This is a genomic window from Halomonas sp. AOP5-B2-8 (assembly GCF_052376475.1).
GTDB classification, from domain to species: domain Bacteria; phylum Pseudomonadota; class Gammaproteobacteria; order Pseudomonadales; family Halomonadaceae; genus Vreelandella; species Vreelandella casei.
This window is the reverse complement of record NZ_JBQSVS010000003.1, coordinates 504,750-523,264: the sequence shown is the minus strand read 5'-3', so window position 1 is coordinate 523,264 and position 18,515 is coordinate 504,750. Positions and strand designations below refer to the sequence as shown.

The 18,515-nt window shown below is 54.2% G+C and carries 17 protein-coding genes; 12 read left to right on the top strand and 5 right to left on the bottom strand.

Features of this window, described 5'->3' with window-relative positions:
- Positions 1 to 75 precede the first annotated feature (75 nt).
- From pepN to ACT3RP_RS09995, 3 genes are read left to right on the top strand one after another with little or no spacing between them, the layout of a single operon-like run.
- On the top strand, positions 76 to 2,706 hold the full coding sequence (gene pepN / locus ACT3RP_RS10005) for an aminopeptidase N (protein ID WP_444625865.1): 2,631 nt from the start codon (positions 76 to 78) through the stop codon (positions 2,704 to 2,706).
- A gap of 41 nt (positions 2,707 to 2,747) precedes the next feature.
- The gene (yegS, locus tag ACT3RP_RS10000; protein ID WP_483393718.1) at positions 2,748 to 3,707 is read left to right on the top strand and encodes a lipid kinase YegS; all 960 of its coding nucleotides are present in this window, start codon (positions 2,748 to 2,750) and stop codon (positions 3,705 to 3,707) included.
- Between the two features lie 43 nt (positions 3,708 to 3,750).
- Positions 3,751 to 4,470, top strand: a complete 720-nt coding sequence (locus ACT3RP_RS09995) for a hypothetical protein (protein WP_096280845.1) — start codon at positions 3,751 to 3,753, stop codon at positions 4,468 to 4,470.
- A gap of 54 nt (positions 4,471 to 4,524) precedes the next feature.
- On the opposite strand, the gene ACT3RP_RS09990 is transcribed toward ACT3RP_RS09995, so the two are convergent.
- Complete coding sequence (locus tag ACT3RP_RS09990; RefSeq protein ID WP_096280842.1) at positions 4,525 to 4,728, bottom strand: cold-shock protein; 204 nt, start codon at positions 4,726 to 4,728, stop codon at positions 4,525 to 4,527.
- A 137-nt stretch (positions 4,729 to 4,865) separates the two neighbouring features.
- Between ACT3RP_RS09990 and ACT3RP_RS09985 the strand changes: the two genes are divergently transcribed.
- On the top strand, positions 4,866 to 5,522 hold the full coding sequence (locus ACT3RP_RS09985) for a LysE family translocator (RefSeq protein ID WP_096280839.1): 657 nt from the start codon (positions 4,866 to 4,868) through the stop codon (positions 5,520 to 5,522).
- A gap of 73 nt (positions 5,523 to 5,595) precedes the next feature.
- Here ACT3RP_RS09985 and ACT3RP_RS09980 read toward each other — a convergent pair whose 3' ends face one another.
- Positions 5,596 to 7,545, bottom strand: coding sequence for a transglycosylase SLT domain-containing protein (locus ACT3RP_RS09980; RefSeq protein ID WP_444625863.1), 1,950 nt, complete (start codon positions 7,543 to 7,545; stop codon positions 5,596 to 5,598).
- Positions 7,546 to 7,765: 220 nt separating this feature from the next.
- Here ACT3RP_RS09980 and ACT3RP_RS09975 point away from each other — a divergent pair, with 220 nt between their 5' ends.
- The 4 genes from ACT3RP_RS09975 to sixA all read left to right on the top strand — a co-directional run bounded on the left by ACT3RP_RS09975 (position 7,766) and on the right by sixA (position 11,829).
- Positions 7,766 to 8,002: a YkvA family protein gene (locus ACT3RP_RS09975; RefSeq protein WP_427047023.1), complete on the top strand. Its 237-nt coding sequence runs from the start codon at positions 7,766 to 7,768 to the stop codon at positions 8,000 to 8,002.
- Positions 8,003 to 8,157: 155 nt separating this feature from the next.
- Positions 8,158 to 10,062, top strand: coding sequence for a molecular chaperone HtpG (htpG, locus tag ACT3RP_RS09970; protein WP_096280831.1), 1,905 nt, complete (start codon positions 8,158 to 8,160; stop codon positions 10,060 to 10,062).
- A gap of 155 nt (positions 10,063 to 10,217) precedes the next feature.
- Positions 10,218 to 11,339: an NAD(P)H-dependent glycerol-3-phosphate dehydrogenase gene (locus tag ACT3RP_RS09965; RefSeq protein WP_483393717.1), complete on the top strand. Its 1,122-nt coding sequence runs from the start codon at positions 10,218 to 10,220 to the stop codon at positions 11,337 to 11,339.
- A gap of 1 nt (position 11,340) precedes the next feature.
- Positions 11,341 to 11,829, top strand: coding sequence for a phosphohistidine phosphatase SixA (gene sixA / locus ACT3RP_RS09960; protein WP_483393716.1), 489 nt, complete (start codon positions 11,341 to 11,343; stop codon positions 11,827 to 11,829).
- Between the two features lie 60 nt (positions 11,830 to 11,889).
- Here sixA and gatB read toward each other — a convergent pair whose 3' ends face one another.
- The 3 genes from gatB to gatC all read right to left on the bottom strand — a co-directional run bounded on the left by gatB (position 11,890) and on the right by gatC (position 15,177).
- Positions 11,890 to 13,344, bottom strand: coding sequence for an Asp-tRNA(Asn)/Glu-tRNA(Gln) amidotransferase subunit GatB (gatB, locus tag ACT3RP_RS09955; protein WP_096280821.1), 1,455 nt, complete (start codon positions 13,342 to 13,344; stop codon positions 11,890 to 11,892).
- Positions 13,344 to 14,804 carry an Asp-tRNA(Asn)/Glu-tRNA(Gln) amidotransferase subunit GatA gene (gene gatA / locus ACT3RP_RS09950; protein WP_096280818.1) on the bottom strand — a complete coding sequence of 487 codons (1,461 nt, stop codon included), beginning with the start codon at positions 14,802 to 14,804 and terminating at the stop codon, positions 13,344 to 13,346. The genes gatB and gatA overlap by 1 nt, the downstream gene beginning before the upstream one ends.
- 85 nt (positions 14,805 to 14,889) lie before the next feature.
- A complete protein-coding gene (gene gatC, locus ACT3RP_RS09945; protein ID WP_096282380.1) occupies positions 14,890 to 15,177 on the bottom strand; it encodes an Asp-tRNA(Asn)/Glu-tRNA(Gln) amidotransferase subunit GatC in 288 nt (95 codons plus the stop codon).
- 229 nt (positions 15,178 to 15,406) lie between these two features.
- Between gatC and ACT3RP_RS09940 the strand changes: the two genes are divergently transcribed.
- Genes ACT3RP_RS09940 through ACT3RP_RS09925 form a run of 4 tightly spaced genes read left to right on the top strand, consistent with a single transcriptional unit; the run spans position 15,407 to position 18,484 of the window.
- The gene (locus tag ACT3RP_RS09940; RefSeq protein ID WP_096280814.1) at positions 15,407 to 16,444 is read left to right on the top strand and encodes a rod shape-determining protein; all 1,038 of its coding nucleotides are present in this window, start codon (positions 15,407 to 15,409) and stop codon (positions 16,442 to 16,444) included.
- Positions 16,445 to 16,467: 23 nt separating this feature from the next.
- Positions 16,468 to 17,412, top strand: coding sequence for a rod shape-determining protein MreC (mreC, locus tag ACT3RP_RS09935; protein WP_096280812.1), 945 nt, complete (start codon positions 16,468 to 16,470; stop codon positions 17,410 to 17,412).
- Positions 17,412 to 17,900, top strand: coding sequence for a rod shape-determining protein MreD (gene mreD, locus ACT3RP_RS09930; protein ID WP_096280809.1), 489 nt, complete (start codon positions 17,412 to 17,414; stop codon positions 17,898 to 17,900). Before mreC ends, mreD begins: the two co-directional genes overlap by 1 nt.
- Complete coding sequence (locus tag ACT3RP_RS09925; protein ID WP_096280807.1) at positions 17,897 to 18,484, top strand: Maf family protein; 588 nt, start codon at positions 17,897 to 17,899, stop codon at positions 18,482 to 18,484. The genes mreD and ACT3RP_RS09925 overlap by 4 nt, the downstream gene beginning before the upstream one ends.
- The last annotated feature ends 31 nt before the right edge of the window (positions 18,485 to 18,515 follow it).

Genomic DNA, 18,515 nt, shown 5'->3' with positions numbered 1-18,515 from the left:
GGGCTTTAACGCAGCCCACCGTCATCGCCCTCATTTAATCATGTGAATGATCGTTTTATACAGGAGTCAAGCACTATGTCTGATCCGCAGCCGGTTTTTTTAAGCGACTACCAGCCACCCGCCTACCGGGTTACTCATGCCGAGCTGACGTTTGATCTTGACCCCGCCGCGACCCGTGTGAAAGCGCGCCTGTCGATTGAGCGTCATTCCGACGCTGACGCCGACACGCCGCTAATATTAAACGGCGAGCACTTAAAACTGATTTCCCTCGCCATTGATGAAAAGGCGCTGGATGCATCGTCGTATCAGCTTGATGAAAAGGGCCTGCATATTGCCCAGGTACCTGAACGGTTTGTGCTGGAAAGCGACGTTGAAATTGCTCCGCAGGAGAACACGGCGTTAGAAGGCCTTTATCAATCTAACGGCATGTACTGTACTCAGTGCGAAGCTGAAGGTTTTAGGCGCATTACGTTTTATCCTGATCGTCCGGATGTAATGGCGACGTTCAAGGTGACCGTTATTGGTGACCAGCAGCGTGAGCCGGTGCTGCTCGCCAACGGTAATCCTATTGAGCGCGGCAACTTGGAAGGCGGTCGCCATTTTGCCACGTGGGAAGACCCACATCCCAAGCCCTGTTACCTGTTTGCTCTAGTGGCAGGCAATCTGCATTGCGTCGAAGACCACTTCACCACCATGAGCGGGCGTGAGGTCACGCTGCAGATCTGGGTGGAAAAAGATAATGTCGATAAAACTGAGCATGCGATGTCGTCGCTAAAGCGAGCGATGGCATGGGATGAGCAGGCCTACGGCCGTGAGTATGATCTTGACCTGTTTATGATCGTCGCCGTCAATGATTTCAATATGGGGGCGATGGAAAATAAAGGCCTCAATATTTTCAACTCTGCTGCCGTATTAACGCATCCTCATACCGCCACCGATGCTGCGTTTCAGAATGTAGAGGGCATTGTTGCTCACGAGTATTTCCACAACTGGTCCGGCAATCGGGTGACGTGCCGAGACTGGTTTCAGCTCTCGCTGAAAGAAGGTTTTACGGTCTTTCGTGATCAGTGTTTTTCGGCGGATACGAACTCTGCGCCGGTTAAGCGCATCCAAGACGTGTCTTTTTTCCGTACCGCGCAGTTTGCCGAAGATGCTGGCCCCACGGCGCACCCGATTCGCCCCGACCGCTTTATTGAAATTACCAACTTCTACACCCTGACGATTTACGAGAAGGGGGCCGAAGTCGTACGCATGCTGCGCAACTTGGTTGGCGAAGAGCGTTTTCGTCAGGGCTCTGATCTTTACTTTGAGCGTTTCGACGGTCAAGCGGTGACGATTGAAGACTTTGTCGGCTGTATGGCGGAGGTTTCCGGCCAGGATTTTAGCCAATTCATGCGCTGGTATTCTCAGGCAGGAACCCCGGATATTGATGCTCATGGCGAATATGACTACGTTCACGGCGAATATCACCTAACGTTACGCCAGCGCACGCCGGCAACGCCAGGGCAGCCAAACAAGCTGCCGTTGCATATCCCTGTGCGTATGGGGCTAGTTGGCACTAAGTCTGGGCAAGATCTCACGCTGACATTAAACGGTGAAGAATTAGGCAAAGATGCGGTCATTCATCTGCGTGATGATGAGAATACGTTTATCTTTACCGATGTGGCTGAAGCGCCCGTACCGTCACTGCTGCGTGAATTCTCTGCGCCGGTGAAGCTGCATTATCCCTACTCGCGAGAAGATCTGGCGTTTTTGTTGACCCATGATAGCGATGGCTTCAACCGTTGGGATGCAGGTCAGCGCCTCGCTTTATTAGCATTAGATGACTTGATTGCGGCCCATCGCAACGGCGTGGAAAAGGTCATGGATAGCCGGGTGACAGAAGCCTTTAAGACGCTTTTGACCGGATCAATGAGTGATAAGGCGGTACTGGCAGAAATGCTGACGCTACCCTCTGAAGCGTATATCGCCGAGCAGCAGCCAATCGTTGATGTCGATGCAATTCATGCTGCCCGTGAGTTCGTACGCCAGTCGCTGGCGGTTGCTCTGCGCAACGAGTTTATCGCTGTTTACGAAGCCAATATGACTGAGCAGCCATACGCGCCGACACCAGAGCAAATTGCCCAGCGCAGTCTGAAGAACATTGCACTTTGCTACTTGATGTCGATTGAAGATGAGCAGGGCTTGGCACTGTGCGAAGCGCAGTTCAGCGCCGACCATAACATGACCGATGTCCGTCAAGCGCTGACGCTGATGGTGCATAGTGATCGTGATGACCTTGCATCGCCGGCGTTAAAAGCATTCGGGGAAAAATGGGCGCACGACCCGTTGGTGATGGACCAGTGGTTCACCATTCAGGTATCGCGTCCTCAGGCGGATGTGCTGGAGAGAGTTAAGTATTTAATGCAGCACCCTGCGTTTTCACTTAAAAATCCCAATAAGGTTCGCGCACTGATCGGGGCGTTTGCTCAGAACCGGGTAAATTTCCACCGTTTAGATGGCCAGGGTTACCAATTGCTGACCGATGTGGTGATTGAGCTCAACCGACTTAACCCCGAAATTGCAGCCCGTCTGATTACGCCGTTAACGCGCTGGCAGCGCTTCGATGAAACCCGTCAGGGATTAATGCGGTCTCAACTTGAGCGTATTCAAAAAGAACCGCTATCTTCCAATGTATATGAGGTGGTTGAGAAGGCGTTGGCATGACGGTCAGCAACGGTGGTTAACCAAGGAAAGGAAAAATAACGGTGACAGACTCTCAGCAGCATTATTTACTCATTATTAATGGTAAATCTGCCGGTAATCCGGCATTGCGTGAAGCCGTTGATGAGCAACGCCAAGCAGGGATGCTAATCACCGTTCGCGCTACTTGGGAGGGCGGCGATGCTGCTGATATTGCCGAGCAGTCAAAGGCGATGGGTATCACGCATGTGATCGCCTGTGGAGGTGATGGCACTGTCAGCGAAGTTATGAATGGTCTAATGCGGCTGCCCCACGATCACCGCCCCGCACTGGGTATTGTGCCACTGGGCAGCGCGAATGACTTTGCTACCTCCTTAGGCTTACCTTTGGAGCCCGGCCAGGCGTTAGCGGCAGCGATGACGCTAAACTCACACCCCATTGACGTTATACGGGTGACGGCAGGAAAGGAGGGCGAAGCGACGACCAGCTATTATATCAACATGACTACCGGCGGGTTTGGCGCTGAAATTACCTCCTCCACGCCCAAAACGCTCAAGCGTATGTTGGGCGGTGGAGCCTATTCGCTGATGGGCGCACTAAAGGCTTGGCGCCATCGCAGCTATCGCGGCACGCTTCACTGGGATGGCAAGGAGGAGAGGGCATCGCTGCTGCTACTGGCATTGGGCAATGGCCGCCAGTCAGGCGGCGGGCAAGTGTTAGCCCCTCGCGCTAAGCTTGATGACGGGCGTTTAGATGTGCTGCTGGTGAAAGACTTTAGCTCCGTCACTGAGCTGACCAAGCTGATTGGTGAGCTGCAAGATTTTCCTTATGACGGAAAGTTTGTTCGCTATTTCACGACTAGCCAACTGACAGTGACCACTCAGGCAGATGATCCTCCTTGGCCGCTTACCCTAGACGGCGAGGCGCGCTGGTACGATCATTTCTGTGCTGAAGTGGTGCCGCTTGCGCTGCGCGTGCTGATACCCGAGGATTGCCCGTTGCTATCTTCCGCCCATCAGCATTAATGGGTGGACTCAGAATTTTATTGTTATGAAGGAGACGTATCAAATGGCAAATCGCGTGTGGATACCTGCACTTGCCGTCGTGGCATTAATGCTAAGCGCCTGTGGAGACTCTCAAGAAGATCCTGCCGTGGCACCCGCTGATAATGCTGAAGTGGCGGATGACGAAATGGTACGCGAGGATGAAGGGCCCGCTGCGGCTGAAAATGCGGCAGAGATGGCAACGCCTGAAGAAGTAGAAAATGACATCGAGGCGCGTCAGGCCGAGGAGCAGCTTGAGCGCGCCGATGCCCTGCGTGATGACGAAACAGAGGAAAGCAATACTGAGGGGGCCACACAGAGTGAAACGTTAGAGGCAGGTGAAGAGACTTTGGCCGCTGACCCTGACGATGCGCTTAATGAAGATAGTGCAATGCCCGGTGAGGCAACGCGTTCCGATGTGGACGAGATGATTGCAGAAACCGAGCGTCGCTTTGAGGAAGCCGAAAAGCGTCTTGAGGAACAGTTTCAGGAGGTTGAGCAGCAGGCTCCCGCGTTTGAACCGATGGAAAGTGAAGATATCCCGCCTAGCTGGGAAACCAACAGCAGTATTCCAGAGCGCACGCCGTTAGACGACGGTCTTGAATCTACCGATGTAGACGCTTTAATTGAAGATACTGAGCGCCGCTTTGAAGAAGCCGAGCAGCGTCTTGAGGAGCAGTTTAAAGAGATGGAGAGTGAGGAGGCTCAGAGCGGGCCAGCGTTACCATCGGAACGCCAGAATTAATAACTAGCAATAAAAAAGGCCCGCATTAGCGGGCCTTTGTCCATCCGTTCGCAATTAAGCGGGTTGGATGTTGGAAGCCTGAAGGCCTTTTTTACCCTGAGTCACTTCAAAGCTGACTTTTTGACCATCCTGAAGGGTCTTGAAGCCTTCAGCTTGAATTTCGGAGAAGTGGGCGAACAGATCGTCTCCGCCGTCATCAGGAGAGATGAAGCCGAAGCCTTTAGTATCGTTGAACCACTTAACTGTGCCAGTTGCCATTTTCTAATTTCCTTAACTTGCTTAGTAATCAAACGGGCAACTCAATTGTCCACCCGCTACAATTACTCTAGATGTAAATTAGGCTGTCGTCCAGCCAGACTCCTAAGATTTTTTCATTTCGTTATGAGCACACAATCATGATGCAGTTTGGCTTTATTGACCCGCAGTTTCTGTCTTTTTTGGTGGCGATCACGCTATTAACCATTAGCCCTGGGGTGGATACGCTGCTGGTGATTCGTAATACCGCGCGTGGCGGTATTCGTGATGGAGTCACTACCAGCGTTGCTATTTGCTGCGGGCTATTTGCTCATGCAACTATTTCTGCGTTGGGAATCTCACTGATTCTACTGCAGTCAGCATGGGCGTTTCATCTGCTTAAACTGGTCGGGGCGGGCTATCTGATTTGGCTGGGCGTGACGAGCCTTTTGGCGGCACGCCGTGGGCAGCCGCTGCCCGTTAACGGAGTGTTGCAAGGGGGCGCTGCCGTCTCTCGCTGGCAACCCGTTAAAGAGGGGTTCTTGTCTAATGTGTTGAATCCCAAGACGGTGGTGTTCTATATGGCCTTTTTGCCTCAGTTTATTGCACCAAGCGACCCTGTTTTACTGAAGTCACTGTGGCTAGCGAGCGTGCATTTTATGATTGCCAACGTTTGGCAAATTGGCGTCGTGCTGATGGTAGGCAGTGCGAGTAAGTGGTTGGCCAGTGCGCGGGTTGCACAAATCTTAAATGCTGTGACCGGCACCGTTTTGATTGCCTTTGGTATCCGGCTTGCGCTAACGCAGCGCCCCCTATAGAGGGGGCGCTGAGCAATGCATGGTTTTGTGAATGGCAATTTCACGCTAAGCGGCTTCGCCCGTTGGCTTAGATTCAGCGGCGGGCAAGTAGCGCGCGATCATAGCGTACCTGCTGTTCAGCGTCGCTAAGCAGAGAAACGCCTTCACTATTACCGCCGTTTGCGAGGCTCTCGAAAATCACTCGATAGCTGAGCACCGCTTGCACGTAGTCGCGAGTTTCACGAAAAGGAATGCTTTCCACGAACAGATCAAACTCTTCTACGCTATTGCCGAGCCACTGGTCAACGCGCCCCGGACCTGCATTGTAAGCCGCGGTCGCTGCAAGACGATTGCCTTGATAGCGCTGTAGCTTATCGCGCAGATAGGTGCTGCCTAAACGGATGTTTAGCTCAGGGTCCAGCACGCCATAAGGCCCAGGATCGCTAATCCCCAGTTCGCGGCTGACCTGGCTGGCAGTGCCCGGCATCAGCTGCATTAATCCGCGTGCGCCTGCAGGTGAAAGGGCATTGGGGTTATAGGCGCTTTCACGGCGTGTAATGGCCATGAGCAGGTAAGGATCTACGCCGGTTAACCTGCCCCAGTGTAGGAAGCTGTCGTGATAGGCCTGGGGGAAGCGCCAGTCGAGGGCGTCCCATAGCTCCCCTGCAATGGTGGTTTGCACCAAACGTGCGTGCCACTGCTGGCTGGCGGCATAGTCTGCCAACGCCCTGGCCTGTTGGGGTGTGCCGCTCTGAACGGCGTGTAGCCACTCGCTGTTAGCTAGCCCATCTTCACCAATGCGCAGTAATGCTTCAGTACGCTGGACGGCCGGTAGCTGGGCGATGCGCTGCCGCGATGCTGCGTCAAAATGATTGCGTTCAAGATTCAACTGGTAAGGCTGGCCGAGTTTTTCTGCAGCGGCAAAGCCATAAAAACTGCGATCCGTGGCGGCCTGCTGATAGCGCGATTCGGCGGCTACCTGATTGCCAAGCTGGCCGTTTGCACGTCCCAACCAATATTGCCAGCGGCTGTTTTCTTGCTGGCCGGCCGGCATTTCGGCAATCCAATGGACGACATCATCCCAGCGGCGTTCTGCCAGTGCACGGCGCACGCGCAGTTCTAGTACGCGCTCGCTATCCAGTGATGGAAGTACGCTGTCGACCCAGGTAAGCGTACCCGGAACCTCGCGCACCAACGCATAAAAAGCCAGCTCTTCCTCAATGGCCTGCTGGTCACTGGGCAGTAGGCTTAGGCGCGGTGCTATTTCTTGCCACGCGGCAAAGGCGGCGGGGGTGTCTTCGCGGGTGAAGCGTTGCATCGCCGCTCGATAGAAGCTTGCGGTTGCTGCGCACTCAGGGCCCAAACATAGCGGGGCCTGGGTAATGGCCCGGCTGCGTGCTGAAACGTCATCAACGGTGTCTAGAGCGGTTTGCCACTGTCCGCTTAAAAGCCCGCCCAGGTAGCTTGAGAGATTGTTTTCTCCTGCCTGCCACGCCAGCATCTTGCGCTCCCAGATCGCCGTGGCGTCAATCGTGCCGTTGGCGCGAAGACGCTCAAAAAGCGTATTGCAAGCGTCAGGCTGAGAGCCGCCAGTCAGCCACAGGTCAAGACCCGCTTGATTGGCCTGCTGCGGCTGGGCGTTGAGTAGCGCAGTGTAGTAGTAACATTGGCGCGCGGTGCCGGCCGGTTCGCCATCAGCCACACTAAGTAAGTCGCTATAGCGGCCCGCATGGCCATAGTTAGCAATGGCTTGACCACGGATCCAACCGGCCAGTGGCGAATCCGCATACTGATCCATAAATTGCAGGACCCTTTCAGGGGACACGTTCGGCAGCTGTCCTCTTATGCGATGATAATCAACGTAGCCGCGCAGCTGGTGGTCTTCAATCAAGCGCTCGTCGACGCGCTGCCACTGCTGCTCCCTGGCTGCGCTGAGGGCGTCACGGAGGTCGCTATCTGAAGCGGCCCAGGACAGCGTGGGAATTCCAGCCAGCAGTGCCGTACACAGCACACGAGCGGTATGGCGAAATGGCGAAACCAACATGGTGCTCTCTCTCTCTATTGATTGACGTCTATTTAGGTCTGAGGGATTGCTGAGCAACCGCTAAAATGAACCAATGTTTACAATGATGATCCGACAACTTAGAGACTAGGAGGATTCAATTACGATGGCTCCATTATCCACTTGGTGGTTCTTGCGTCGACTCAAATCACGCGTTTGGGTCACAAAACGCATTCTGCGGGCTTTAAAATTGTTTTTACCCATGACCCGGGACGTCTTGCGAGGCGATTTTCGGCCTGTTCCTTGGTCGGCATTCGCCATGATGGCATTGGCACTGGCGTATTTAGTCATGCCGTTCGACCTGATTCCCGATTTTTTGATGCTGATTGGCATTATTGATGATGTGCTAATTGTGGGATGGCTGTTAAACCGTATTGATCAGCGCTTAGAAGGCTATCGTGCCTGGAAATACACCAACCCCGATATGACGCCGTCTTAATACTTGTCCGCTAGTTATCACCTACCTGCTTGAAAAAACGTTGCTTAACACCATATAAGGCTCACGAAACTAGATTATGCCTCTGGGCGCATGGCGCAGAGGCGCATGACTCAACCTGATCCTAAAACGTGATCCATAAATAAGGGGCTAAGCGCATGACTACTGCTACCCATGAAGAAACTCTTGGCTTTCAAACGGAAGTTAAGCAGCTCCTGAATCTGATGATTCACTCCCTGTATTCTAATCGCGAAATATTCTTGCGCGAGCTTATCTCGAATTCAGCAGATGCCTGCGACAAGCTTCGCTATGCCGCGCTGGATAACGATGCGCTGTATGAAGGCGACAGTGAGCTGCGCATCGAAATTGAGCATGACCGCGATGCCAATACTATTACCCTGCGCGATAACGGTGTGGGTATGAATCGCGAAGATGTCATCGCCAACCTGGGCACGATTGCGCGCTCTGGTACTGCTGAGTTTCTTAAGCAGCTTTCCGGCGAGCAGCAAAAAGATGCCAAGCTGATCGGCCAGTTCGGTGTGGGGTTCTACTCAGGCTTTATTGTTGCCGATGAAATTGCGGTACGTACCCGTAAAGCAGGCACCGATGCGGCTCAAGGCGTTGAGTGGCGTTCAAAAGGCGAGGGCGAGTTTACCGTTGCCGATATCGAGCGCGCGCAGCACGGTACCGAAATTACTCTGCACTTAAAAGAAGATGCAAAAGAGTTCGCCGACGACTATCGCCTGCAAGGCTTAGTGCGTAAGTACTCGGATCATATCGAAGTGCCGGTCCGCATGCCGAAAACCGAAACGCCTAAAGATGACGAAGGCAACAGCATTGAAGGTAGTGAAGTAACGACGTGGGAAACAGTTAACGAAGCGACAGCGCTATGGGCGCGTCCGAAGAGTGATGTTTCCGAGGACGAGTACAAAGCGTTCTATAAGCACGTGGCGCACGATTTTTCTGATCCGCTGGCCTGGAGTCACAATAAGGTTGAAGGCAAGCTTGAATACACTAGCCTGCTGTATGTGCCCGGCCGTGCGCCGTTCGATATGTTCGATCGTGATGGTTCACGCGGCGTTAAGCTCTATGTTCAGCGCGTCTTTATTATGGATGATGCCGAACAGTTCCTGCCGCTATACCTGCGCTTTGTCAAAGGCGTGTTGGACACCCGCGAGCTGTCGCTAAACGTATCTCGCGAGCTGCTCCAGCAAGATCCTAAGGTCGACAAGATCAAGGCAGCGCTCACCAAGCGCGGCTTGGACATGTTGAAAAAACTTGCCAACGACAAAGAGCAGTATCAAACCTTCTGGAATACCTTCGGCAGCGTGTTGAAAGAAGGTCCTGGAGAAGATTCAGCCAATCGTGAAAAAATTGCCAGCCTGCTGCGTTTTGCCTCAACGCATACCGATACTGCTGCCCAAGAACACGCCTTAGTCGATTACGTTGAGCGCATGAAAGAAGGTCAGCAGAAGATTTATTATGTGGTCGCTGACAGCCTCAATGCGGCAAAAAATAGCCCGCACTTGGAGATCTTTCGTAAAAAAGGTATCGAAGTACTGCTGCTTTCTGACCGTATCGATGATTGGCTGATGAGTCATTTAACCGAGTTTGATGGCAAAACCTTTGCCGATGTGGCCAAAGGCGAACTCGATCTTGGCGATGTCGAGGACGAAGAGGAAAAGAAAGCCCAGGAAGAAACGGCTAAAGCCAAAGAAGATCTGGTCAAGCGTGTCAAAGAAGCGTTGGGTGACGGTGTTCAAGACGTTAAAGTGACCCACCGCCTGACCGATTCGCCGGCGTGCGTCGTGTTGCCCGAGCATGAAATGGGCTATCAAATGCGCCGTATTATGGAAGCTGCGGGACAGCCGCTGCCTGAAGTGAAGCCGATTCTTGAGCTTAATCCGGATCATGCGTTAGTGACACGCCTTGAAAGCGCTGAGGGCGAACTGTTCACCCAGCTTTCCTACATATTGCTAGATCAGGCGATTATTGCCGAAGGCGGACATCTGGATGACCCCGCCGCTTACGTGAAGCGTCTTAATAGCGTGCTGACCGCCTAATTTAGGCGCTGTTTTACGCACGCCCTTAGGCAATGTCGGTAATGTAGCGTTGCTATGCCGTCGGCCCGTTTGGTTATCCAAGCGGGCCGTCTGCTTTAATAAATCGATTTTGATACAGTAGCTATACGTTCCGCGAGACTTATTAGGACATCATCATGGCTGAGCAGCAAATCAACGGCGCGGTGCCCATCAATGTTGCGGTGCTTGGAGGCGGTAGTTTCGGTACGGCGCTGGCAAGCATTGCCGCGGATAATAACGCCCGCGTTCGCCAGTGGATGCGTGACGAAGCGCTGGTGGCGCAGATTAACCAGGAACATCGTAACGGGCGTTATCTGCCCCATTACGCTATCAATCCTGCCGTGCAGGCCTCAACCGATCTTAAAGCCGTGTTGGCCGATGCCTCGCTGGTGCTGATCGCGATTCCCTCAAAGGCTTTTCGCAGCGTAGTGCAAGCGGCCAAAGTATGGTTAACGCCTGAGCAGATTTTGGTTAGCACTACGAAAGGGATCGAGCCAGATAGCTTTTTATTAATGAGCCAAGTGCTTGAGCAAGAAACCGGCTTTGAGCACATTGGTGTGATTGCAGGCCCCAATTTGGCCTCGGAAATTGCCGATAAGCAGCTCACTGCTACCGTGATTGCAAGCGCCGATCCATTAACGCGAACTCGAGTTCAGCAAGCATTAGGCTGTCGCTACTTTCGAGTTTACGCCAGCGATGACCGCCATGGCGTCGAGCTGGGCGGTGCGTTGAAAAATATTTATGCGATAGCCGCAGGAATGGCAGCGGCGCTGGGCATGGGTGAAAACACCCGCAGTATGCTGATGACGCGTGCCTTGGCAGAGATGAGCCGCTTTGCCGTCGCTGAAGGCGCTAATCCGATGACGTTTCTGGGGCTGGCGGGGGTCGGAGATTTAATCGTTACCTGTTCGTCTAACTTGTCGCGCAACTATCGAGTCGGGCATGCCATGGGTGAGGGGCGCACGCTGGAAGAGGCCGTCAGTTCGCTTGGCCAGGTCGCAGAAGGGGTCAATACCGTCAAATTGGTGTGTGCTAAAGCGCGTGAAATGGGTGTTTATATGCCCTTAGCTGAGGGACTTTCTCGCGTATTATTTGATGGCGTGCCGGCACAGGATATGGCGCGCACATTAATGATGGGGGAGCAGAGCAGTGATGTAGAGTTTATCTTGCCTCGTGAGTCCGTACTGCAGGCCCATCGTGATCAGCCTAATCAGCATGCTTCTTCTCAAACCCCGTCACCGCTTAAGAAAGGGGATTAGCATGCAGCGTATGCTGATTATGCGTCATGGTGAGGCCGCGCCGGGATCTCCCGATCATGCACGCCAGTTGACTCCACGTGGCGTGCAGGAAGCTGAAACAATGGCGAGCTGGCTGGCGCAGCGTGTTGCCCAGGGCGAGCTGCCCATGCCAAGGCTTTACGCTAGCCCCTATGTGCGCGCGCAGCAGACGGCACAGGCGCTGTGTGATGCGCTGGGCATTGGGCTGGAAACGCTGGATTTTATTACTCCCGATGACGCGCCCTCGGCCGTTGGCGACTGGCTGCTTGAGCAGGCAGAAGGTGCGCCGATAATGTTGGTCGGCCATATGCCCTTGGTGGGGGATCTGGCGGGTTGGCTGGTGGGGGGTAGCCGCGCTCAGGGCGTTGGTTTTCCTACGGCGGCTATTGCCGAGCTGACAGGCGAGATATGGGCTGCAGGCTGCGCGCAATTAGTGAGTTTTACCCAGCCTAGCCAACTGGCGAGTGGCTAACAGGCCATAAAAAAGCGGCTGCCGAGGCAGCCACTAACGTCTAAGAATGTTCAAACGAGATTAAAGCAGCGCATCCAATTTCTGCTTCAATATACCGTTTACCTGCTGTGGGTTAGCGGTGCCCCGTGACGCTTTCATCGCCTGGCCAACAAAGTAGCCAATCATTTTGCCGCGCTTGTCGGGCTCTGAGTCGCGATACTGGGCCACCTGAGCAGGGCTGTCTGCGATCACTTGATCAATCATGGCTTCAATAGCAACGGTATCAGTGACTTGCTTGAGGCCTTTAGCGTCAATGATCTCATCGGCTGTTTCGCCCTGACCGTTCCAAAGCGCCTGGAAAACATCTTTAGCCGCCTTGCCACTAATCGTATCGTCGAGTACACGGCTAATCAGCTCGCCTAACTGGCGTGCGGAAATGGGGCTATTGGCAATGCTCAGGTTTTCGCGATTAAGCGCACCGGAAAACTCTCCCTGCACCCAGTTGGCCGACTGCTTGGCATCGCCACATACGTTATGCACTGCTTCAAAGAACTCGGCCATATCCCGGCTAGCAGAGATGACATTGGCATCATAAGCCGACAGGCCCAGCTCGCTTTGGAAGCGCTCGCGCTTATCGGCAGGCAGCTCGGGCAACTGGCCGCGCAGGTGGTCCAGATAGGCCTGATCAAGCACTATCGGCAGTAGGTCCGGGCAGGGGAAGTAGCGGTAGTCGTTGGCTTCTTCCTTGGTGCGCATGCTGCGCGTTTCATCGCGGTCTGGATCAAACAGGCGTGTTTCTTGAACGACTTTGCCACCGTCTTCGATGAGCTCAATTTGGCGCTCAACCTCAAAGGCAATCGCGCGCTCGACAAAGCGGAACGAGTTAACGTTTTTGATTTCAGCCCGAGTGCCTAACGTTGCTTGGCCTTTCGGACGCACCGAGACATTCACATCGCAACGCATAGAGCCTTCCGCCATGTTGCCATCGGAAATGCCCAGGTAAGTAACGATTGAGTGAATCGCCTTAAGATACGCAGCGGCCTCTTTGGCATTGCTCATGTCTGGCTCAGACACGATCTCTAACAGCGGTGTTCCCGCACGGTTGAGGTCAATGCCCGTCATGCCTTGGAAGTCTTCATGCAGCGACTTGCCTGCATCCTCTTCAAGATGCGCATGATGAATGCGAATGCGTTTGGTGCTGCCATCTTCCAAAGTGACCTCAACATCACCAGGGCCCACAATCGGGTGATACATCTGGCTAGTCTGATAGCCCTTAGGCAGGTCAGGGTAGAAGTAGTTCTTGCGGTCAAATATTGATACTTCAGCAATATCGGCATGCACCGCCAGGCCAAACTGAACGGCCATGGCGACGGCCTGTTCGTTGAGCACTGGCAGCACGCCCGGCAGACCCAAGTCAACCGCGCAGGCCTGGGTGTTTGGCTCAGCGCCAAACGCCGTTGAGGCGCCGGAAAAGATTTTTGAACGCGTAGCGAGCTGAACGTGGACTTCAAGCCCAATCACGGTTTCCCATTGCATTAGGCGTTCTCCTCGGCAAAGGCAGGACGTTGTAGGTGCCAGTCGGTCGCTTGCTGAAATTGGTGGGCGACGTTAAGCAGCTGCGCCTCAGCAAAATGGGTGCCTAGAATCTGCAGGCCAACGGGACGCTTGCCGACAAAACCGGCGGGTACGCTGATGCCGGGAATGCCCGCTAGGTTAACGGCGATGGTGTAAATATCCTGCAGGTACATCGACACCGGGTCTTTTTTAGCACCCAGGTCGAAAGCTGGCGTGGGCGAGGCTGGCCCCATCAGTACATCCACGTCTTGAAAAGCGTCTAAGAAGTCCTGACGGATCAGGCGGCGCACTTTTTGTGCCTTGGTGTAGTAGGCGTCAAAGAAGCCTTCTGAGAGCGTATGAGTGCCGATCAGAATGCGCCGCTTGACCTCTTCACCGAAACCCTCTGCGCGTGAGCGGGTATATAAATCAATTAAGTCGCTGGGGTTTTCGCAGCGGTGACCAAAGCGCACGCCGTCGTAGCGTGACAGGTTTGAAGATGCTTCGGCGGGAGCGATAACGTAGTAAGCCGGAATGGCGTAGTGCGTATGCGGCAAGCTGACTTCACGCACCGTGGCACCCAGCGACTCGTAAACGCTGACCGCTTCACGCACGGCTTTTTCAACCGCGGGGTCTAATCCGTCGCCAAAATATTCTTTAGGTAACCCGATTTTGAGCCCTGAAAGCGGGGCGTTAAGCCCTTCTACATAGTCCGGTACGCCACGCGCAACGCTGGTGGAGTCGCGGCCATCGTGGCCTGCAATTACCCCTAGCAGGTGCGCGCAGTCTTCAGCGCTGCGTGCCATGGGGCCTGCCTGATCAAGGCTTGAAGCGTAGGCGATGATGCCGTAACGCGACACTCGGCCGTAAGTAGGCTTTAAACCGGTAATCCCACAAAACGCCGCCGGTTGGCGAATGGAGCCGCCAGTATCGGTGCCCATCGCCGCGGGTACTAAGCCTGCTGCCACTGCTGCCGCGCTGCCGCCGGAGCTGCCGCCGGGTACTGCACTCAGATCCCAGGGGTTTTTTACCGGGCCGTAAAAGCTATTTTCATTGGAAGAGCCCATAGCGAACTCATCCATATTAGTTTTACCCACGCTGACCGTGCCCGCAGCGTTGAGCTTTTCAACCACGGTGGCATTGTAGGGCGCAATAAAATTATCCAGCATTTTGGAGCCACAGCTGGTTTTTACATCGCGAGTACAAAAAATATCTTTGAGCGCTAGAGGAATGCCCGTGAGCGCTCCTGCTTTGCCAGCGGCGCGCGTGCTGTCGGCTGCGTCAGCCTGCGCCAACGCTTGCTCTGCGGTTACGCTGATGAAGCTGTTGAGCTTGCTATCAGCCTTTTCGATACGCTGTAAATAATGTGTGGTCAGTTCGCGGCTCGAAAACTCGCCTTTTTTTAAGGCGACAGCGAGTTGCGTTAATGTTTTCTCATACATGACCCAGAAGCTCCGTTCAGGGGCGAAAAAAATAGCGGCGAAAGTGGCGGCTCAGTAATCTCGAACGCGTTTCTGTTCAACCAATTTATTCAACAACGCGGGGGACGAGATACAGGCCGTTTTCCACTGCCGGAGCACAGCGCTGAAAAGTATCGCGCTGGTTGGTTTCAGTGACTTCGTCGGCGCGCAGCCGCTGGGTCGCATCTAGCGGATGAGATAGCGGTAAAACACCTTCGGTATCAACGCCTTGTAGTTGGTCGACCATGTCCAGAATCCGGCTTAGATCATCTACAAAGCCGCTGGCTTGGTCATCGCTGACGGCGAGTCGGGCTAGGTGGGCAGCCCGGCGCACATGAGATTCTTCAAGCGCCATGATCGGAATTTCCTCATAAACGTAAGGGAACATAATCCGCTTTAAGCGGTATACATACCGATATCAAAAAAACGTCTTGTGTCGCAGACGTGGAAAATAGCCGCAAAAGGTACCACATCTTGGCCTTAACGGGCAGTATTAGGCACGACTCGTGCTTGCTGCCAGGGGGTTGCGGTGATACCGTTTGCATCCGCACAGGGTTCCCGGTCTGCACTAGGTAACGACATCCATGTTTAAACGTTTGAGGGGGCTGTTTTCCAGCGATCTGTCGATCGACTTGGGTACGGCCAATACACTGATTTATGTACGCGGTCGCGGTATCGTGCTTGATGAGCCGTCCGTGGTCGCTATTCGCCAGTCTGGCACTATGCGCAGCGTTGCGGCAGTCGGTACTGATGCCAAGCGAATGTTGGGTCGTACGCCTGGCAATATCACTGCGATCCGTCCGATGAAAGATGGCGTTATCGCCGATTTCACCGTGACCGAGCAAATGCTTCAGCATTTTATCCGCAAAGTGCACCAAAGCACCTTTTTAACCCCTAGCCCGCGTGTGCTGGTGTGCGTTCCTTGCATGTCAACGCAAGTTGAGCGACGGGCGATTCGTGAGTCGGCGGAAGGTGCCGGCGCCCGCGAGGTGTTCTTGATTGAAGAGCCCATGGCGGCAGCGATTGGCGCAGGCCTTCCGGTTGATGAAGCCCAGGGTTCAATGGTGGTGGATATCGGTGGTGGTACCACTGAAATTGCGATTATCTCACTCAACGGCGTGGTCTATTCCGAATCTATTCGGGTGGGTGGCGACCGCTTTGATGAAGCCATTACCGCTTATGTTCGTCGTCACTATGGCAGCTTGATTGGTGAGGCGACGGCCGAGCGCATTAAAGAAGAGATTGGCTGTGCTTATCCGGGTGGCGAACTGCGCGAAATAGACGTGCGCGGACGTAACCTGGCTGAAGGTATTCCACGCAGCTTTACGCTAAATTCTCACGAAACGCTTGAAGCCCTGCAAGAAACCCTTGGCTCCATTGTTTCCGCGGTCAAAAGCGCTCTTGAGCAGTCGCCCCCAGAATTGGCCTCTGATATCGCCGAGCGTGGCTTGGTGTTGACCGGTGGCGGTGCCTTGCTTCGCGATCTGGATAAGCTGATTGCTGAAGAAACAGGGCTGCCGGTGATTGTGGCTGAAGACCCGCTGACGTGCGTTGCGCGCGGTGGTGGTAAAGCGCTGGAAATGATTGATCAGCATACCTTTGAGTTGCTGTCGAGCGACTGATCTCAGCGGTTAATGCGGGGGGATTGCCTATTAAACCGCTGTTTTCGCACGGGCCATTGCCGGGCTACCGGCTGTTTTTTTGCGCGTTGGCCGCCAGTGCTTTGATGTTTGTCGACCATCATTTCACGCGTATGGAGCAGGTGCGCGCGCAAATGTCGATGGTTGTGGCGCCTGTTCAATGGATCGTTAGTGTGCCTAGCGATCTATTGAACTGGGGCTCGCTTGCGCTCTCCGATCAGCAGGCGCTGGTGGACGAAAACCGTCGTCTGCGCGAGCAAATCCTAACGCTTTCCCATCGCGGTCAGCGTATGGCTAACCTGACGGCAGAAAATAGCGAATTACGTGATTTGCTCAATGCCGCCGAGCGACGTGACATTCCCTATATCACCGCCGAGTTGTTGTCGTTGGATAACGATCCCTTCAGCCATCAAATGGTGGTTAATCGCGGGCACCGCAACGGTGCCTACGTGGGACAGCCTGTCATCGATGCATCGGGTTTAGTCGGCCAAATTACGGCGGTTTCGGCTTACTCTAGCCGCGTACTGCTATTGGCCGATGCCAGCCATGCTTTGCCTGTGCAGCTAAATCGCAACGGTCTGCGCTTTATTGTGCAGGGTGCCGGGCGCTACAGCAGCGTCAATGTAATGCACGTGCCGGATACTGCAGACATTCGTGAGGGTGATCTGCTAACCACGTCAGGCCTGGCCGGGCGCTTTCCTCCCGGGTATCCCGTAGCCCGAGTGACCGAGGTCTATCATGATCCGGGTCAACCTTTTGCACGCGTAACGGCTGAGCCAATGGCGCAGTTGCAGCGCTCGCGCCACTTCTTGCTACTTTTTCCACCTCCCCAGCAAGAGATTGACGAACATGCATGGGATGAGACGTTGGATATTTCCGCAGCAGCGCTGCGCTCTTCGCTTCAACTATCCAATCCCGATCAAAATGTATCATCCCAAGAGGTGCCCTGATGGCCCGCGCACCGATTGTTCCGCTGTTGTTTGTTTGGCTAAGCCTGTTATTAGCATTGTGCCTTCAAGTAATGCCGCTGGCCGATGGCTGGCAGGTATATCGCCCTGAATGGCTGGGCCTGATGCTGGTCTACTGGTGTATGCGCACGCCCGATAGAGTCGGCGTTTTTCACGGCTTTGTGCTGGGTATCTTGATGGATTTAATAGAAGGCACTGCGCTAGGCCAGCATGCGATGGTTTATGCACTGCTGGCTTTTTTATGTGCCTTGGTATACCCCCGATTCCGCGCCTATTCGCTGGTGCAGCAGTCGGCGCTCGTGCTGGTGCTCATTGGTTTAGTGCAGCTTGTTGCGCAATGGTTGCGTACTATCGTGGGCGATTTTTCGATCCATTTGGCCTTTTTGATTCCTTCCTTGATTAGCGCTCTGCTGTGGCCTTGGCTATCCACGATGTTTCAGGCATTGGAACGCCGGTTAGCCGCTTCATGAGCGCTTCAGTGCCGGTCTTGTGCCTGGCCTCCGCTTCGCCGCGTCGGCGTGCTTTGCTGGCCTCCATCGGGGTGCCGGTAACGGTTCATCCCTGTGATATTGATGAAACGCCGCTAACTGGGGAGTCGGCGACGACCTATGTGAGTCGCTTAGCGATTGCCAAAGTAGAGGCGGCTATGTCGCTTACTGACTTGCCAACCTTAGGTTCCGATACCGCTATTGCTGTTGATGGGCGTATTCTAGGTAAGCCGGCGGATGCTCAAGATGGAGCCTCGATGCTGCGCCTATTGTCAGGGCGATCGCATCAAGTGCTCACGGCAGTAGCCGTGACCGGGCCGGAGGGTATGCTCTCTTGCTGCGTCACCACTCAAGTAACGATGCGCGTAATTAACGAGCAGGAAATCTCTGCCTATTGGCAGACCGGTGAGCCGGCTGATAAAGCGGGAGGCTATGCCATCCAAGGTTTAGCATCGATATTTGTAAAAGAGATTCAAGGCAGCCATTCTGCAGTAGTGGGGCTGCCGCTATTTGAGACGACGAGCTTGCTACGCCGACAGGGAGTTCCTATTTGGCAGTGCATTTAACGCGCTAAGCATGGGTAGATCGGCGCATGTA

Excerpts from the sequence above, each read along its gene's own strand:
- pepN (WP_444625865.1), top strand. The coding sequence starts at position 76 with ATGTCTGATCCGCAGCCGGTTTTTTTAAGCGACTACCAGCCACCCGCC.
- ACT3RP_RS09995 (WP_096280845.1), top strand. The coding sequence starts at position 3,751 with ATGGCAAATCGCGTGTGGATACCTGCACTTGCCGTCGTGGCATTAATG.
- ACT3RP_RS09990 (WP_096280842.1), bottom strand. The coding sequence starts at position 4,728 with ATGGCAACTGGCACAGTTAAGTGGTTCAACGATACTAAAGGCTTCGGC.
- ACT3RP_RS09985 (WP_096280839.1), top strand. The coding sequence starts at position 4,866 with ATGATGCAGTTTGGCTTTATTGACCCGCAGTTTCTGTCTTTTTTGGTG.
- ACT3RP_RS09980 (WP_444625863.1), bottom strand. The coding sequence starts at position 7,545 with ATGTTGGTTTCGCCATTTCGCCATACCGCTCGTGTGCTGTGTACGGCA.
- ACT3RP_RS09975 (WP_427047023.1), top strand. The coding sequence starts at position 7,766 with ATGACCCGGGACGTCTTGCGAGGCGATTTTCGGCCTGTTCCTTGGTCG.
- htpG (WP_096280831.1), top strand. The coding sequence starts at position 8,158 with ATGACTACTGCTACCCATGAAGAAACTCTTGGCTTTCAAACGGAAGTT.
- ACT3RP_RS09965 (WP_483393717.1), top strand. The coding sequence starts at position 10,218 with ATGGCTGAGCAGCAAATCAACGGCGCGGTGCCCATCAATGTTGCGGTG.
- sixA (WP_483393716.1), top strand. The coding sequence starts at position 11,341 with ATGCAGCGTATGCTGATTATGCGTCATGGTGAGGCCGCGCCGGGATCT.
- gatB (WP_096280821.1), bottom strand. The coding sequence starts at position 13,344 with ATGCAATGGGAAACCGTGATTGGGCTTGAAGTCCACGTTCAGCTCGCT.
- gatA (WP_096280818.1), bottom strand. The coding sequence starts at position 14,804 with ATGTATGAGAAAACATTAACGCAACTCGCTGTCGCCTTAAAAAAAGGC.
- gatC (WP_096282380.1), bottom strand. The coding sequence starts at position 15,177 with ATGGCGCTTGAAGAATCTCATGTGCGCCGGGCTGCCCACCTAGCCCGA.
- ACT3RP_RS09940 (WP_096280814.1), top strand. The coding sequence starts at position 15,407 with ATGTTTAAACGTTTGAGGGGGCTGTTTTCCAGCGATCTGTCGATCGAC.
- mreD (WP_096280809.1), top strand. The coding sequence starts at position 17,412 with ATGGCCCGCGCACCGATTGTTCCGCTGTTGTTTGTTTGGCTAAGCCTG.
- ACT3RP_RS09925 (WP_096280807.1), top strand. The coding sequence starts at position 17,897 with ATGAGCGCTTCAGTGCCGGTCTTGTGCCTGGCCTCCGCTTCGCCGCGT.